General features: G+C 30.8%; 14 protein-coding genes. 1 reads left to right on the top strand and 13 read right to left on the bottom strand.

Annotated elements, in window-relative coordinates; all coding sequences use genetic code 11:
* Window positions 1–4 precede the first annotated feature (4 nt).
* Window positions 5–763 (top strand): type I methionyl aminopeptidase, encoded by a 759-nt coding sequence (gene map / locus AJ886_RS07615; protein WP_002856112.1) that lies wholly within the window; start codon window positions 5–7, stop codon window positions 761–763.
* A gap of 370 nt (window positions 764–1,133) precedes the next feature.
* Here the strand turns inward: map and AJ886_RS07610 are convergent, their stop codons facing one another.
* The 13 genes from AJ886_RS07610 to dnaG all read right to left on the bottom strand — a co-directional run bounded on the left by AJ886_RS07610 (window position 1,134) and on the right by dnaG (window position 13,148).
* Complete coding sequence (locus AJ886_RS07610; RefSeq protein ID WP_002862286.1) at window positions 1,134–1,634, bottom strand: flagellar FLiS export co-chaperone; 501 nt, start codon at window positions 1,632–1,634, stop codon at window positions 1,134–1,136.
* Between the two features lie 55 nt (window positions 1,635–1,689).
* Window positions 1,690–2,289, bottom strand: a complete 600-nt coding sequence (locus tag AJ886_RS07605) for an ABC-type transport auxiliary lipoprotein family protein (protein WP_002871262.1) — start codon at window positions 2,287–2,289, stop codon at window positions 1,690–1,692.
* Entirely contained in the window at window positions 2,289–3,179 is an 891-nt protein-coding gene (locus tag AJ886_RS07600; protein WP_002871261.1) for an MlaD family protein, read from the bottom strand. Before AJ886_RS07600 ends, AJ886_RS07605 begins: the two co-directional genes overlap by 1 nt.
* A 2-nt stretch (window positions 3,180–3,181) precedes the next feature.
* Window positions 3,182–3,904: an ABC transporter ATP-binding protein gene (locus AJ886_RS07595; protein ID WP_002871260.1), complete on the bottom strand. Its 723-nt coding sequence runs from the start codon at window positions 3,902–3,904 to the stop codon at window positions 3,182–3,184.
* Complete coding sequence (locus AJ886_RS07590; RefSeq protein WP_070287487.1) at window positions 3,905–5,014, bottom strand: ABC transporter permease; 1,110 nt, start codon at window positions 5,012–5,014, stop codon at window positions 3,905–3,907. It abuts the gene before it with no gap.
* Window position 5,015: 1 nt separating this feature from the next.
* Window positions 5,016–6,914, bottom strand: coding sequence for a transketolase (tkt, locus tag AJ886_RS07585; RefSeq protein ID WP_070277989.1), 1,899 nt, complete (start codon window positions 6,912–6,914; stop codon window positions 5,016–5,018).
* 9 nt (window positions 6,915–6,923) lie between these two features.
* Window positions 6,924–7,769 (bottom strand): polyprenyl synthetase family protein, encoded by an 846-nt coding sequence (locus AJ886_RS07580; RefSeq protein ID WP_070277987.1) that lies wholly within the window; start codon window positions 7,767–7,769, stop codon window positions 6,924–6,926.
* Window positions 7,766–8,860 carry a PDZ domain-containing protein gene (locus AJ886_RS07575; protein WP_070287486.1) on the bottom strand — a complete coding sequence of 365 codons (1,095 nt, stop codon included), beginning with the start codon at window positions 8,858–8,860 and terminating at the stop codon, window positions 7,766–7,768. The genes AJ886_RS07580 and AJ886_RS07575 overlap by 4 nt, the downstream gene beginning before the upstream one ends.
* A complete protein-coding gene (locus AJ886_RS07570; protein WP_002871256.1) occupies window positions 8,857–9,168 on the bottom strand; it encodes a YbaB/EbfC family nucleoid-associated protein in 312 nt (103 codons plus the stop codon). Before AJ886_RS07570 ends, AJ886_RS07575 begins: the two co-directional genes overlap by 4 nt.
* A gap of 3 nt (window positions 9,169–9,171) precedes the next feature.
* Complete coding sequence (locus AJ886_RS07565) at window positions 9,172–10,455, bottom strand: UDP-N-acetylmuramoyl-L-alanyl-D-glutamate--2,6-diaminopimelate ligase (protein WP_070233511.1); 1,284 nt, start codon at window positions 10,453–10,455, stop codon at window positions 9,172–9,174.
* Window positions 10,439–10,990, bottom strand: a complete 552-nt coding sequence (locus AJ886_RS07560) for a histidine kinase (protein ID WP_070233512.1) — start codon at window positions 10,988–10,990, stop codon at window positions 10,439–10,441. Before AJ886_RS07560 ends, AJ886_RS07565 begins: the two co-directional genes overlap by 17 nt.
* A complete protein-coding gene (locus AJ886_RS07555) occupies window positions 10,977–11,249 on the bottom strand; it encodes a NifU family protein (RefSeq protein WP_002866611.1) in 273 nt (90 codons plus the stop codon). Before AJ886_RS07555 ends, AJ886_RS07560 begins: the two co-directional genes overlap by 14 nt.
* Before the next feature lie 81 nt (window positions 11,250–11,330).
* Window positions 11,331–13,148, bottom strand: coding sequence for a DNA primase (dnaG, locus tag AJ886_RS07550; RefSeq protein WP_070233513.1), 1,818 nt, complete (start codon window positions 13,146–13,148; stop codon window positions 11,331–11,333).
* Window positions 13,149–13,213 lie beyond the last annotated feature (65 nt).

The following is a 13,213-nucleotide window of genomic DNA, read 5'->3' as shown; positions in this document are numbered from 1 at the left end:
TAAAATGATAGAATTGAAAAAACCAGATGAAATAGAAAAATTAAGAATAGCAAATCAAATTGTAGCAAAAACTTTAAATTTTTTAGAGAATGAAATTAAAATAGGAATGAGTTTAAAACAAATTGATAAAATGGCAGAAGATTATATTTTAAGCCTTGGTGCCAAGCCATCATTTAAGGGACTTTATGGTTTTCCAGGTGCCATTTGCACATCTTTAAATCAAGTTTGTATCCATGGAATTCCAGATGATAAAATTATCAAAGAGGGTGATATTTTAGGTCTTGATGTGGGAAGTTTGATTGATGGGTATTATGGGGATGCAGCAAGAACTATTGCTATAGGAGAAGTTTCACCCACTGATAAAGCTTTAATCTCTTGTGCTAAAGACGCGTTATATCATGCTATAGATATTATTCATGATGGAATGCGTTTTAAGGAACTTTCAGCTGCTTTAGGCGAATTTATCCATGCAAGAGGTTTTGTCCCGCTTCGTGGATATTGTGGACATGGTATAGGACGAAAGCCCCATGGAGAGCCTGAAATTTTAAATTATTTAGAAAAAGGTGCGAGTGCAAAAAGTGGCCCTAAAATTAAAAATGGAATGGTGTTTTGCATAGAGCCTATGATATGCCAAAAAGATGGAACACCAAAACATTATAATGGAAAATGGGATGCTGGAAGTATTGATGGGCTTAATGCGGCTCATTATGAACATTGTGTTGCTGTGATTAATGGGCGTGCTGAAATTCTTTCTATGATATGATATTAAATTATAAAAATAATATTTTTTTCTTAAAATCCTAAAAATTTAAAATTTTTTAAATAATATTGTAGTAATATTCTTTAATAATTTAAGTTACTAAATAATATTTTTATCATATATTAAGTGTTATTAGAATAAAGTGTCACATCGTATTAAACTAAAACATAAATATGGTTTAGATAATTTAATAATTTTTATTAAATTATCTAAATATTTATTTTAGTTTAAAGAGATCTTTTAAGATCTCGTTTGGGTTAGGCTATTTCCCTCCCCCTTTTTATTCGTAGCCTAACTCTCTTTTAGAGTTTGGAAAATCTCTTTAAGCTAAAATATATTATATTTGCTTAAAGAGAACAAATGATTACTATTCTTATTTAAATAAATTTTTAAAATCCATTGTAGAGTTATAAATTCCAGCATTATCCACAGTTTCGCCCATGGTGATTGCGGTTGCTAACTCTGATAGAATGATTTTTATTTCATCTCTTTTATCTTGTATATAGGCCAATACACCTTCGTAATTACTTGTTTGAAGAATTAAAAGTGGATTAGCAATTTCAAATTCAAAAAGTTTTTTACCAACATAAACATTGAAAATATTTCCAAAAAGGGCTGTTCCCATGAAAGAGCAGTTTTGTATAAGTTGTGATGCTGTGGCATCAAGAGTTCTTTTTTGCATATCATCTGAATTTTCATCTATTCTTTCTAGAATGCTTTTTTCTATTTTTTTTAAAGACATATCAAGTACTTGAAGTGCTCCTATAAAATCATTTGCATCATTGATTTGAGAGCAAATTTGATTTGCTTTAAATTCATTCACGCTTTGAATTTCGCCTAAGTGTTTTTTAAATATATCTAAATCACTTTTCATTGTTTACCTTTCAAAAATATTGCTAAATATTTAAAAAGCAAAAAGTGTTCCTAAATTAGGATAAATTAGAATTTACCCAAAAAACAATCTCATTTCCAATTTTATTTAAGGCTTTTTGAAAAGCATTATAAGTAGAGCGGATATCTTTTTTTTCTATTTTTTCTTTAGTATTGAAAATTTTATGAGCTATTATTTGATTGTTTTCAAGATTTATGAAATTTACGCTTATAGAAATTTGAGCGTAGTTTTCATTGTTGTTAAGAATTTGTTCAAAAGAGTTAATCCTGCTTTCAAGGGCATAATCCGCATTTAAAGAGCTTGTTGAAGAAAGTAAGGTTGTAAAAATATTGCTTTGTTCAAATTTTGACAAAATTAAAAAAGAATAAAGATTGCTTGGTAAGTCTCCCCAGAAATAATGTGCGTATTTGTTGCTAAAACCATTATCTATATAAACAATAGCTCGCGAGTTTAAATACAAAGGTGCATTTGCATTGCGAATTTTAAGAATTTTACCGGTTTTTTTAAAAAAAATATTTGAGTCTATTCCTTCATCTTTTAATATGATATTTTCATTTTTGTTGATGGTTTCGTGTCTTAAAGAGCATCCGCATAATATAAAAGTAAAAGTCAAAATATAGAATAATTGCTTTAGCATTATTTTTCTCCTGGTCCTAGTTTAGGTTTAGTTTCTTTAAAAATCAAATCAGCAGGGCTATTTTGTAAATTTTCTATTAGAATATTGCTTTCAATTAAAACTCGTTTAAAAAGCTCTAAATTTTGCATCAAAGATGCTTTAATATCATCATAAGTGTTTAATTTTTCATCAGCTTTTTTTATGAAATTTTTTAAAATCATCGTGCTTTCTTTTATGTCTTTAAGACTGGAGTTGAAATTTTGCGCACTAAGGCTTATATTATCAGCCATTTTTCCTATTTTTAAACTTGTGTTTGAAAGATTAAGGCTTAAATTTTTAGAATTAGCATTTAAATTTGCACTTAATTCTGCTAGATTTTGCAAAAAGATTTCTAGATTTTTAAGATTTTTTTCGCTTAAAAGTTCTTTTGATTTATCATCGGCCGTTTTAACCAAAGAAAAAATATGTTCACTTTGTCTGTCTATGGTTGCTAAAAAACTTTCTTTAAAAGGAATGACTGGAAGTTTTCCCTGTATAGATACTAAATCTTTGCTATTTTTGCTTCCGCCTTGAAGTTGGACAAATTTAAGTCCTGTGATACCTTGAAGTTGCAAAGTAGCAAAGGTGTCTTCTTTTATAGGGGTATTGTTTTTGACCTTAATGCGTATGTTAACGCCGAGTTCATCTTGATTGTAAATGCTGATTTCTTCTACGCTACCTACTTCCACGCCCAAAAGCCTTACGGGTGCTTTTATGCCAAGTCCTGCAACGGATTCTTGTGTGTGAATTTCATAATACTTAAAACTTTCTTCTTTAGAGTATCCACCAAGCCAAAGTATGAAACCAAGACTTGCAAAAAACACTCCAAAAACAAAAAGTCCTACAAAAAAATAATTTGCTCTATTTTCCACTTTTACTCCATAAATCTTTTAAAAAGTCGTTTATTTTGCAGGCGTAATTCTTCATAAGTACCGCAAAATCCAACTTTTTTATTTTCTAAAATGATAAAGCGATCGAGTAAATTTTTCATACTTTCTTTATCATGTGTAACCAAAATGATATTTAAATCAAAACTTTTTTTTAATTCTAAAACCAAATCGTCAAATTCGCGACTACTATGAGGGTCAAGTCCTGAGGTAGGTTCATCTAAAAAAAGTAACTTACTATCAAGTGCTAAAGCTCTAGCAATTGCCACTCTTTTTTGCATACCACCACTAAGTTCGCTTGGAAATTGTTTTAAAACACTTTCGTTTAAACCTACCATTTTTAACTTCATTAAAACCAGTTCTTGTATGCTATTTTCATCTAAATGAGTGTATTCTTTTAAAGGAATGGCGATATTTTCATAAACATTAAAAAAGCTAAAAAGTGCAGCAAACTGAAAAACTACACCCCATTTTTTACGCAAAGCAAGTGCATCTTCTTCGTTGATATTTTTAAGCTTATAGCCTAAAATTTCATATTCTCCACCATCAAAATGTTCAAGCATAAGCATTTGTTTTAAAAGGACGGATTTTCCACTTCCGCTACCTCCTAAAATACCAAAAATTTCGTTTTTTTTGATTTCAAAACTTACGCCATCATGGACGATTTTTTCTCCAAATTTTGTAATGATATTTTGCGCTTTAATAACCATTTAAATTCCTGCAGAAGTTAAAATAACAGAGAATAAAGCATCAAAAGCTATCACCCAAAAAATAGCATTTACAACGCTTTTTGTGGTATAAATTCCTATGCTTTGTGTAGTGTTTTTTACCTCAAAACCACGAAAACAAGCAATAAGCCCTATTAAAAATCCAAAAATAGGTGCTTTTGCAAGTCCTATAAAGATATGTTTTATATCTACAGCTTCTCTAAAGCGTCTTAAAAATTCGGCAAAAGAAATATCAAGATTTAATTTTGCAACCATCATTCCGCCTATAATACTGATCGCATCGCTAATGGCAACGATTAAAGGCATAGCCACTACCAAAGCCATAACACGTGGAATAATAATAAATTCAAAAGAACGAAAACCCATAGTATTCATAGCTGCAATTTCATCAGTAATTTTCATCACTCCAATTTGTGCGGTATAAGAGCTTGCACTTCTTCCTGCGATCACTATGGCGGCGATTAAAGGTGCAAGTTCTCTAGTGGCTGAAATTCCCATCAAATCTACTATGAAAATATTGGCTCCAAATTGTGCGAGTTGATAAGCGGCCTGATAGGCTAAAACCACTCCTACTAAAAGAGCAGTTAAAATAACTATAGGCAAGGCTTTAAAAGCAGAATTTTCTATATGATATAAAAAAGCAATAAAGCGAAAATTTTTAGGATTTTTAAGGCATAAAAAAAGACTTGTGGAAAAAGCTCCTGTGAAATTGATGAATTTTCTTAAAATTTTTAAAAGTTCTAAACTTAATTTTCCAAGATCGATAAAGTATTCACTGAAATTTTTATGTGATTTTTTTGTTTTGCTTAGTCTTTGGTAGTTTTTTTCACAAAGTTCAAAAAGGGTTTGAAAGCGTGAATTTAAGCCTTCTTTGGTGATTTTAATATTTTTATCTTTAAGGTCATTTTCCAAAGCAAGGAAAAATCTCACTCCAGCGGTATCGATTGCTTTTAGATCTTTAAAATCAAAAATCACTTCCTTGCTTTGAATCAAAGCTAAAAAATCTTTTATTTTTAACTTATAAATACTTGTTTTATCCCAAATTCCAAAGATAAAAAGAGTGTTATTTTGAAATTTGAAATTTGTATTCATTTTATTTGCTAAGGATAAAATTTACAAGCTTTGAAACGCTAAAGCCAAAGTGTTCAAAAACATCCTTGTCTTTGCCACTTTCTCCAAAACTTTCTATACCATACACTTTATGGCAAAATTTATAAAGTTCATTAGAATGCGCTGCTTCAACACCTATAACTTCACCTTTTAACAATCTTTCTTGATAAGCTTTATCTTGTTTTTCAAAAAGTTCAAAACAAGGCATGGAAACAACATTACAAGCAAAACCTTGTTTTTCTAGTTCGTTTGCACTTTCTAAACAAAGCCAAACTTCACTTCCGCTCGCTAAAAGTGTAAATTTAGCATCTTTGCTTTCTTTAAGTAAATATGCTCCGTTTTTTACATCTCCAAAAACGGGTTCATTTAGAGCTTTGAGTTTTTGGCGTGAAAGCACAAAAGCACTTGGAATACCTTCATTTAAGGCTATTTGCCAAGCTTTGACATTTTCCACTCCATCAGCAGGTCTAAAGGTTAAAAAATTTGGCATAGCTCTAAAAGTGCTAAGTTGTTCTATAGGTTGGTGTGTTGGTCCATCTTCGCCCACACCTATGCTATCGTGTGTGAAAATGAAAAAATGTTTGATTTTCATTAGGGCTGCTATTCTTGCGGCAGGTTTTAAGTACTCGCTAAAGATGAAAAAAGTTGCCGAAAATGGTAAGAAAATTCCATATCTTGCAAAAGCATTGTTAATCGCTGCCATAGCGTGTTCTCTGATGCCAAAATGGATATTTTTACCTTCTATAAAGTCTCCCATACCGTGAAGTTCTGTTTTATTTGAAGGGCCTAAATCCGCACTTCCACCTAAAAATCCTTCTAAATTTTTAGCTAAAACATTTAAAATTTCACCATTGCTATCTCTTGTAGCAAGATCTTTTCCTTTAAAATCAGGATAAGCTATCTTGCTAAAATCAGGGTTTAATAGCCTTTCTAAAAGTTCTTTTTTACCACTTTTTTCAAGTTTATCTTTCCATTTTGCTTCTTCTAAATCCCCAAGTTCTACAGCACTTTCAAAGCGGATTTTGCTTGCTTGTGGGATATGAAAACTGATATTTGGAACAAAACCTGCTTGTTCTTTGGCTTTTTTAATCACTTCTTCGCCCAAAGGTGCACCATGGCTTTTATGACTGCCTTCAAGCTCTCCTGCACCCTTTGCTATAGTTGTTTTTGCGATGATAAGACAAGGTTTTGTGGATTTTTTAGCTTGTTCTAAGGCTTTATTGATTTCTTCGTAATTGTGTCCATTTATACTTAAAACTTCAAATCCTTGTGCTTCAAAACGCATTTTTACATTTTCATTAAAGGCTAAACCTACATCGCCTTCTATGGAGATATTGTTGCTATCGTAAATAAGTATGAAATTATCAAGTTTGTGAAGTCCTGCTAAAGAACAAGCTTCATAAGAAATGCCTTCTTGTAAATCCCCATCTCCGCAAAGACAATAAATTTTATGATCGATTAAATCACTACCTAGCAAATTTTGTGCTTTTTTTGCTGCCATAGCAAAGCCTACGGCATTGGCAACGCCTTGCCCTAAAGGGCCTGTAGCGATTTCTACTCCAAGAGTTGAAATTTCAGGGTGTCCAGGGGTTTTAGCATGAAGTTGGCGGAAATTTTTAAGATCTTCCAAGCTTAAATCATAGCCACTTAAATGTAAAAAACTATAAAGCAAAGCACTTGCATGTCCACCTGAAAATATAAGTCTATCACGGTTTAGCCAAGTGGGATTTTTAGGATTGTGCTTTAAATGATAACTTAAAACACTTAAAATATCTGCTAAGCCCAAAGGTGCACCTGGGTGTCCTGAGTTTGCTTTTTGCACCATATCGGCACTTAAAAATCTTAGAGTATTTGCCTGTTCTTGTAAAATTTGAATGTCCATTTTTTGCCTTTATAAGTATTGAATTATTAAATTTTGTATCATTTGTGCGAGTTTTTCATTAAGTTTTTCTAAGTCTTGTTCGCATTCACTAAGAAGATTTTCTTTTGTTTTTATGGCTTGTTCAAGTCCAAGCAAATTGACAAAAGAATTTTTATGAATATCGTTGTTAGTAGGCTTTCCGCTTTGTTCTTGACTTGTAGTTACATCGATAATATCATCATTGATTTGAAAAATCAGTCCTAGTTTTAAACCAAGTTTGTAAATTTGATTGCTTTCTTCGTTGTTAAGTTCGCAAATTTCACAACCCATTTTTAAAGCTGCAGCGATTAATCTTGCGGTTTTGTGTGTATGTAAAAACTCAAGTTCATTTAAACTCAGTCTTTTGTCTTCAAAAAAACAATCAATAGCTTGTCCTATAACCATTCCATTAAGTCCTGCATTAAAGGCAAGGGTTTTTATGAGTTTGATTTTGATTTCATCTTTTAAATGAGCATGACTTAGAGCTAAAAAAGCTTCAGTATTTAAAGCATCGCCCACTAAGATGGCTGTAGTTTCATCGTAGCTTTTGTGTAAGGTTGGAATTCCTCGTCTAAAGTCCGCATTATCCATAGCGGGTAAATCATCGTGTATGAGTGAATAAGTATGGATAAATTCCAAAGCTAAAGCCACATCTAAAGCTTGATTTAAAAGTTCAGGTTTATTGCTTTGTACTACGCTTAAAAGCAATTGTGCACGAAAATGCTTTCCTCCTGCTTTTAGCATAAGGGCTAAAGCTTCATTAAAAAAAGGATGAAAGCTTTCAACCTTAGGTAGATTTTTTTCTAAGTGATGGATAAAAAGTTCTTTTAAATTCACTTAGTAAGCCTTATGAAAAATTGAAATTTACCATCGCCACCTGAGTTGGCATTTCCGCCTAGTTCATTGTTGAAATTTGATAAAGGTAATTTAGTACTTTTGCGTTCAATTAAGATGCTAAAGTCATTACCAGCGCTTAAAATATTTTGTAATTCTTTAAAATTATTTAAAATAATATTATTAACGCGTAAAATTTTATCTCCTACCATAAATCCTGCATTTGATGCTTTTGATTTTGGATCTATTTTGGTTACAACAAGACTAGTATTAACCGTTAAACCAAGATTGCTTGTGAAATTTGTAATTTTTGGTTTTGGTTTAGAATCAGGAAGGTTAAATTTGCTCAAATCTTTTGCAAAAACTTCAGTAGAAATATTTAAATCCATATTATCACGCAATACTTGAAAATAAAGAGTGCTTCCGCGATCTGCAAAAAGAATTTTTTCATTGAGTTTTCTTAAATCATTAGCGGGTAAGCCATCAACACTTATAACTTGATCGTTGATTAAAAATTGTGGATTTTTTCTTACATTGTTAACATAAATTTTATTTTCTCGAACAACAAAATCAACGCCAATATCCCCCCAATAAACATCGTTATATTTCATAAAATGTTTTAAATAGCGATTGCCTATAAAAGAGCTATTATTTAAAGCAATCCCCATCATTTCACAGCATGGAGTCCCTAAAAGTCCTATTTTAGAATTAAAATCAAGTTGATCTTTTTCATCAATATTTTGAGCTAAATACTTAATATGCCCTATATAAGGTTTATTAGGATCCCAAATTCCAACCCAATCATTACGAGTAAGTTTTTCTTCATTACCCATAGGAGTAGGGATTAGGCTAAAGTCAGTTCTTACAAGATATAAATTTAAAAATGGATCATATTTTACATATTTGTTAAGCTTAGTATTAGGCTGTTTTAACACAGCAAGTAAATTTTCACTGAGTGCAAAAGCTGGCATTCCTTCATAGTTGAGCATGCTTGCCTTATTTCTTTCATAACCTGCTAAAAAATCTTCAAATTTAGGTCTTTCTATACCAAAAGACAAAGTAAAAAGCATGCAAATAATTAAAATTTTTTTCATAATTTCATACCTCCAAAACCGCCTAAAACATCATTCGCTATATTGGAACGATTTTGCGCAACCATAGCCAAAACATCATTAATTGCAGAAATAAGTAAAATTTGCAAGGACTCTTTATCTTCAAGTAAAGAATCATCAATGCTAACATCGATAATTTCACCTTTTCCATTGGCGCTTACTTTAACAAGTCCTGCTCCACTTTTGGCGCTAAATTCACGATTTGCAAGTTCTAGTTCTATATTTTTTGCTTTTTCTTGAACTTGATTTAAAAGTTCTCCCATTTTAGAAAAATCCATATTTTCAAACATTGATTATCCTTGATTTTTTAAAATTTCATTAACAACTACTTTATCGCTAAAAGGATATTTTATCCCTTTAATTTCTTGAGTAGTTTCATCACCTTTGCCTAAAATAACGACTAAATCGTCATTTTCTTTTAGTTCTAAAGCTTTTTTTATGGCTTCTTTTCTATCTTCTATCATTAAAACTTTTTCTTTTTTAGCAAAGCCTGATAAAATTTCTTCCATGATGGTTTTTGGTTCTTCGTTGCGTGGATTGTCACTTGTAATGATAGCAATTTTTGCAAAATGTTCGACGATTTTTCCCATTAAAGGGCGTTTGGTTTTGTCCCTATCTCCACCTGCTCCAAAAACAACGATGAGTTTTTTATTTTTAAGAGTGTCAAGCACTTTTTCAATGCCATCAGGTGTATGAGCAAAATCTACAATCACACCTTTTGCTACTTGTTCTACCCTGCCACAAACCCCACCAAATCCACTGATAGCATTTTCCAAGTCTTTTAAATCAGGCTTTACAAGTTCATTCACACAAGCGCTAGCAACTAGAAGATTGTAAAGATTAAAAAGTCCTAGCAAGGGCGAGTCTATGTGAAAAGTTTGATTTTTATTTGTTACAATAGCACTAATGCCTTCTTCTAAAGAATAAGCTTTGATTTGATATAAAGCAGGATTTTCTATGCCATAAGTAAAAGCATTACGCACATTAAATTTAATAGCCAAAGCATCTTTGTTGATAAATTTTAAACTCTCATCTGTAAAAAAAAGCTCTTTTGCTTCTTTGTAATTTTCAAAAGTACCGTGAAAATCTAAATGATCTTGAGTGATATTGGTAAAAATTTTAGCAACAAATTTTAAGCCTTCGATACGGTTTTGAACGAGTGCGTGTGAGCTTACTTCCATGATAAAAAAATCACATTTTTTTTGAGTGGCTATTTGTAGGTACTCTAAGGTTTTAAGAATAGGGGAGGTGGTTAAGGATTTTTCATCAATTTGTTCATCGTTGATAAAAGCTCCTCTTGTTCCGCAAAGCCCACACTTATAACCTAAATCTAGTAAGATAGAATAAATCGCTGCTGCGGTTGTGGTTTTGCCATTGGTTCCTGTGATTCCTATGATTTGAATCTTTTCATCGATTTTTAAAAGTTTTTTACACTCATTTACATCAATGATTTTTGCACCTTTTTCTAAGGCTTGAGCGTGAAATTTAGCATTTTGTGTGGTTTGTAAAAAAAAGCATTCTTTTTCACACTCTAAGGTATTATCTGTAATGAATGAATTTTCAAGTTTTAATTTCACTTTTAAATCCTATGAGTTTTTCTTGGAGTTTGATAAATCTATCATTTGCCCAAAAATGAGGCATAACATTTTCTATATAATTTAAAGTCATATCTTTATAGCCATTATCAAGTAATTTTTCCAAAAAATCTAAAAAATCATCACGATTATCAATAACTAATTTAGTGCTGTTAATGATATTTTCAAAACTTTTTTGAAAGCCAAGTTCTTCTTCGCTTTTTAAAAAATCTTGATAATTTAACGCATGCCTATCTTCAAATTCGTTTTCCTGTTTGTTTTCTTGTTTTTTAAATTCAATTGTACTTAAAATTTCTTCTAAGTCTTTATCAATGCTAGAGATTTTGTAATGTTCTATATAAAAATCAAAAAGTAAAGAAGCTTCTTTAGGAGATTTTAAAGCAAGATCGCAAAGGCAGATAAAATTTAGCAAGCGTTTATTTTTGCGTTTTTCATAAGCCATAGAAAAATACATTTTTGCAGTTTTAAAATCTTTCTTGTAAAAATGTTCAATTCCAAGTTTTTTATAATTTTGCAAATTCGTCTGCTCCGCCGTTTAAATTGATTATAGTGATTTCTGGATGAATATCAATCTTAAGTTGCCTTTCAAGACCGTATTTTAGTGTCGTTCCACTTGATGCACAACCTTTGCAAGCTCCTATTAAATGGACATAAACAACCCCATTTTTAATCCCTAAAAATTCAAGCCCTCCGCCATCACGTTCAAGCATAGGCAAGCTCTTTTCTAAACTTGCTTTAACAGGATTTATAAGCTCTTCATCACTAAAAGGCATCATAATTTATCCTTAAAAATTTTTATATACTTTAGCGTGATTGTGTTTAAAAAAAGGTAAATTAAGGCTTGAAATTTAAATAAATTAAAAAGGTTCGTCATTATCTTGTGCGCTAAATCCTAAATCATAAGCTGTAAAGTTTTTGTTACTAAAAATTCCATTTAAGTTTCTAAATGATTGTTGCAGAATTTCTTCGTTTTTTTCATATTTTAAGAAGCTTAAATATTCTTTTAAAAAATTATTTAATTCTTCGGTATTTAAATTTTTAATTAGAAGATTTAAATTTTTATCAATAAGCGTAAAAAGTTGTTTTTTTAATGCGAGTGTAGAATTTTTAATTTTTACATTGTTTAAAAAAGCTAAATTAACCTTGCAAATACCTAACAAGAATTCGCTATAGTTTAAATTTTTTCGAATATTTTTACTTTCAAATTCTCTAATATCACTATCTTCATAACCTTTTTTTTCTAAAATTTTATCCAATAAAATTTTATGCTTAAAACAAACACTATCACTAATTTGCTTAAAATCGTTACATATATCTGGATGCTGTTTTAAAAAAGCTATAAGTTCTAATTCTGCAATGTGAATTTTTTCTTTAGGAAAATTGTATTTATTTTGAGAAATTAAAGGGGTTTGTATGGTTTTTTTTGAATTTTGTGATAAGACGATAAATTTTTCATCCACTTTTAATAAATTTGAAACTAGACCAGTGTAAGAATTTGCCACTAAAGGTTCAAGATTAAAGGTGAATTTTTGTATAGTTTCTAAAGCTTTTTGTTTGTCAAGAGCAGAAATTATGGAATGAGTGGATATTAAGCGTCTGATATAAAATTCGCCAAGCTCTATTCCTTCATCGAATATATTATGGAGTTTTGCGCTTTCATTTTTTGCTACGAGCTCAGCAGGATCTTTTCCGCCTTGCAAAATTGCCACTTTACCGTCTATTTTATTTGTGCTTAATAAAAATGCAGATCGTGTCGCAGCTTTTAATCCTGCTTCATCATTGTCAAAACATAAAATCACTTTTGCATCATAACGGCGGATTAAAGGTAGATGATGTTCGGTTAGTGCTGTTCCAAGAACTGCTACAGCATTGTTAAACCCTGCTTTGTGAAAAGCTATTGCATCCATGTAGCCTTCACATACTATTATTTCTTTTTTTTTGGCTATATTTTCTTTAGCGATGTTAAAAGCATAAAAAATTCTACTTTTATCAAAAAGTATATTTTGGGGTGAATTTACATACTTTGCCGGTACATTGGGATTTAAAGTACGCCCTCCAAACCCTACTAATAAGTCTTTATGATCGTAGATTGGAAAGGTGATACGCCATATAAAACTTGCGTAAAATTCATTATTTTCATCTTTTTTTAAAGCTCCAACACTCATAGCATCTTCTAAAGGAATTTTTTGATTTTGCAATAATCTTATACTATCTTCACTTGCTCCTGCAAAACCTAATTCGAATTTGGCTATATCTTTGTCATTTAAAGCTCTTTGGTAAAGATAGGTTAAAACTTCTTTGTGGTGTTTGAGATTATCTTTAAAATACGCATTTAAGCTTGGTAGTATAGACTTTAGCTCTTTTTTATTTTCTTGTTTTTCTTTTGTATAACTCAAAGTAAAATTACTAAGGCTTGCAACTTTTTCAACTGCATCGGCAAAACTTAATTTTTCATAATCCATTACAAATTTAAAAGCATCTCCACCAGCCTTGCAAGCAAAACAATGATAAAAACCTTTGGTAGGATTGATATGCATAGACGGGTTTTTATCTGCATGGAAAGGACAGATACACACAAAACTAGAGCCTTGTTTTTTTACTTCAATATAATTTTCTATAATATCAACAATATTAAGTCTTTGGGATAAATTTTCTATACTTTCTTTAGTTATCATTTTACAAACCTTGTTAAAATTATACAAAGATTTGGCTATAATTTGGCATAAAATTTTTAGAGCGA

Origin of the sequence: Campylobacter sp. BCW_6465 (genome assembly GCF_001762815.1) — a bacterium.
Classification (GTDB): Bacteria; Campylobacterota; Campylobacteria; order Campylobacterales; family Campylobacteraceae; genus Campylobacter_D; species Campylobacter_D jejuni.
The sequence above is the reverse complement of the archived record's forward strand: the minus strand, read 5'-3'. Positions and strand labels throughout refer to the sequence as shown.

What these genes read in the sequence shown, in the direction of transcription:
- map (WP_002856112.1), top strand. Translation starts at nt 5, where the DNA reads ATGATAGAATTGAAAAAACCAGATGAAATAGAAAAATTAAGAATAGCA.
- AJ886_RS07610 (WP_002862286.1), bottom strand. Translation starts at nt 1,634, where the DNA reads ATGAAAAGTGATTTAGATATATTTAAAAAACACTTAGGCGAAATTCAA.
- AJ886_RS07605 (WP_002871262.1), bottom strand. Translation starts at nt 2,289, where the DNA reads ATGCTAAAGCAATTATTCTATATTTTGACTTTTACTTTTATATTATGC.
- AJ886_RS07595 (WP_002871260.1), bottom strand. Translation starts at nt 3,904, where the DNA reads ATGGTTATTAAAGCGCAAAATATCATTACAAAATTTGGAGAAAAAATC.
- AJ886_RS07590 (WP_070287487.1), bottom strand. Translation starts at nt 5,014, where the DNA reads ATGAATACAAATTTCAAATTTCAAAATAACACTCTTTTTATCTTTGGA.
- tkt (WP_070277989.1), bottom strand. Translation starts at nt 6,914, where the DNA reads ATGGACATTCAAATTTTACAAGAACAGGCAAATACTCTAAGATTTTTA.
- AJ886_RS07575 (WP_070287486.1), bottom strand. Translation starts at nt 8,860, where the DNA reads ATGAAAAAAATTTTAATTATTTGCATGCTTTTTACTTTGTCTTTTGGT.
- AJ886_RS07570 (WP_002871256.1), bottom strand. Translation starts at nt 9,168, where the DNA reads ATGTTTGAAAATATGGATTTTTCTAAAATGGGAGAACTTTTAAATCAA.
- AJ886_RS07555 (WP_002866611.1), bottom strand. Translation starts at nt 11,249, where the DNA reads ATGATGCCTTTTAGTGATGAAGAGCTTATAAATCCTGTTAAAGCAAGT.
- dnaG (WP_070233513.1), bottom strand. Translation starts at nt 13,148, where the DNA reads ATGATAACTAAAGAAAGTATAGAAAATTTATCCCAAAGACTTAATATT.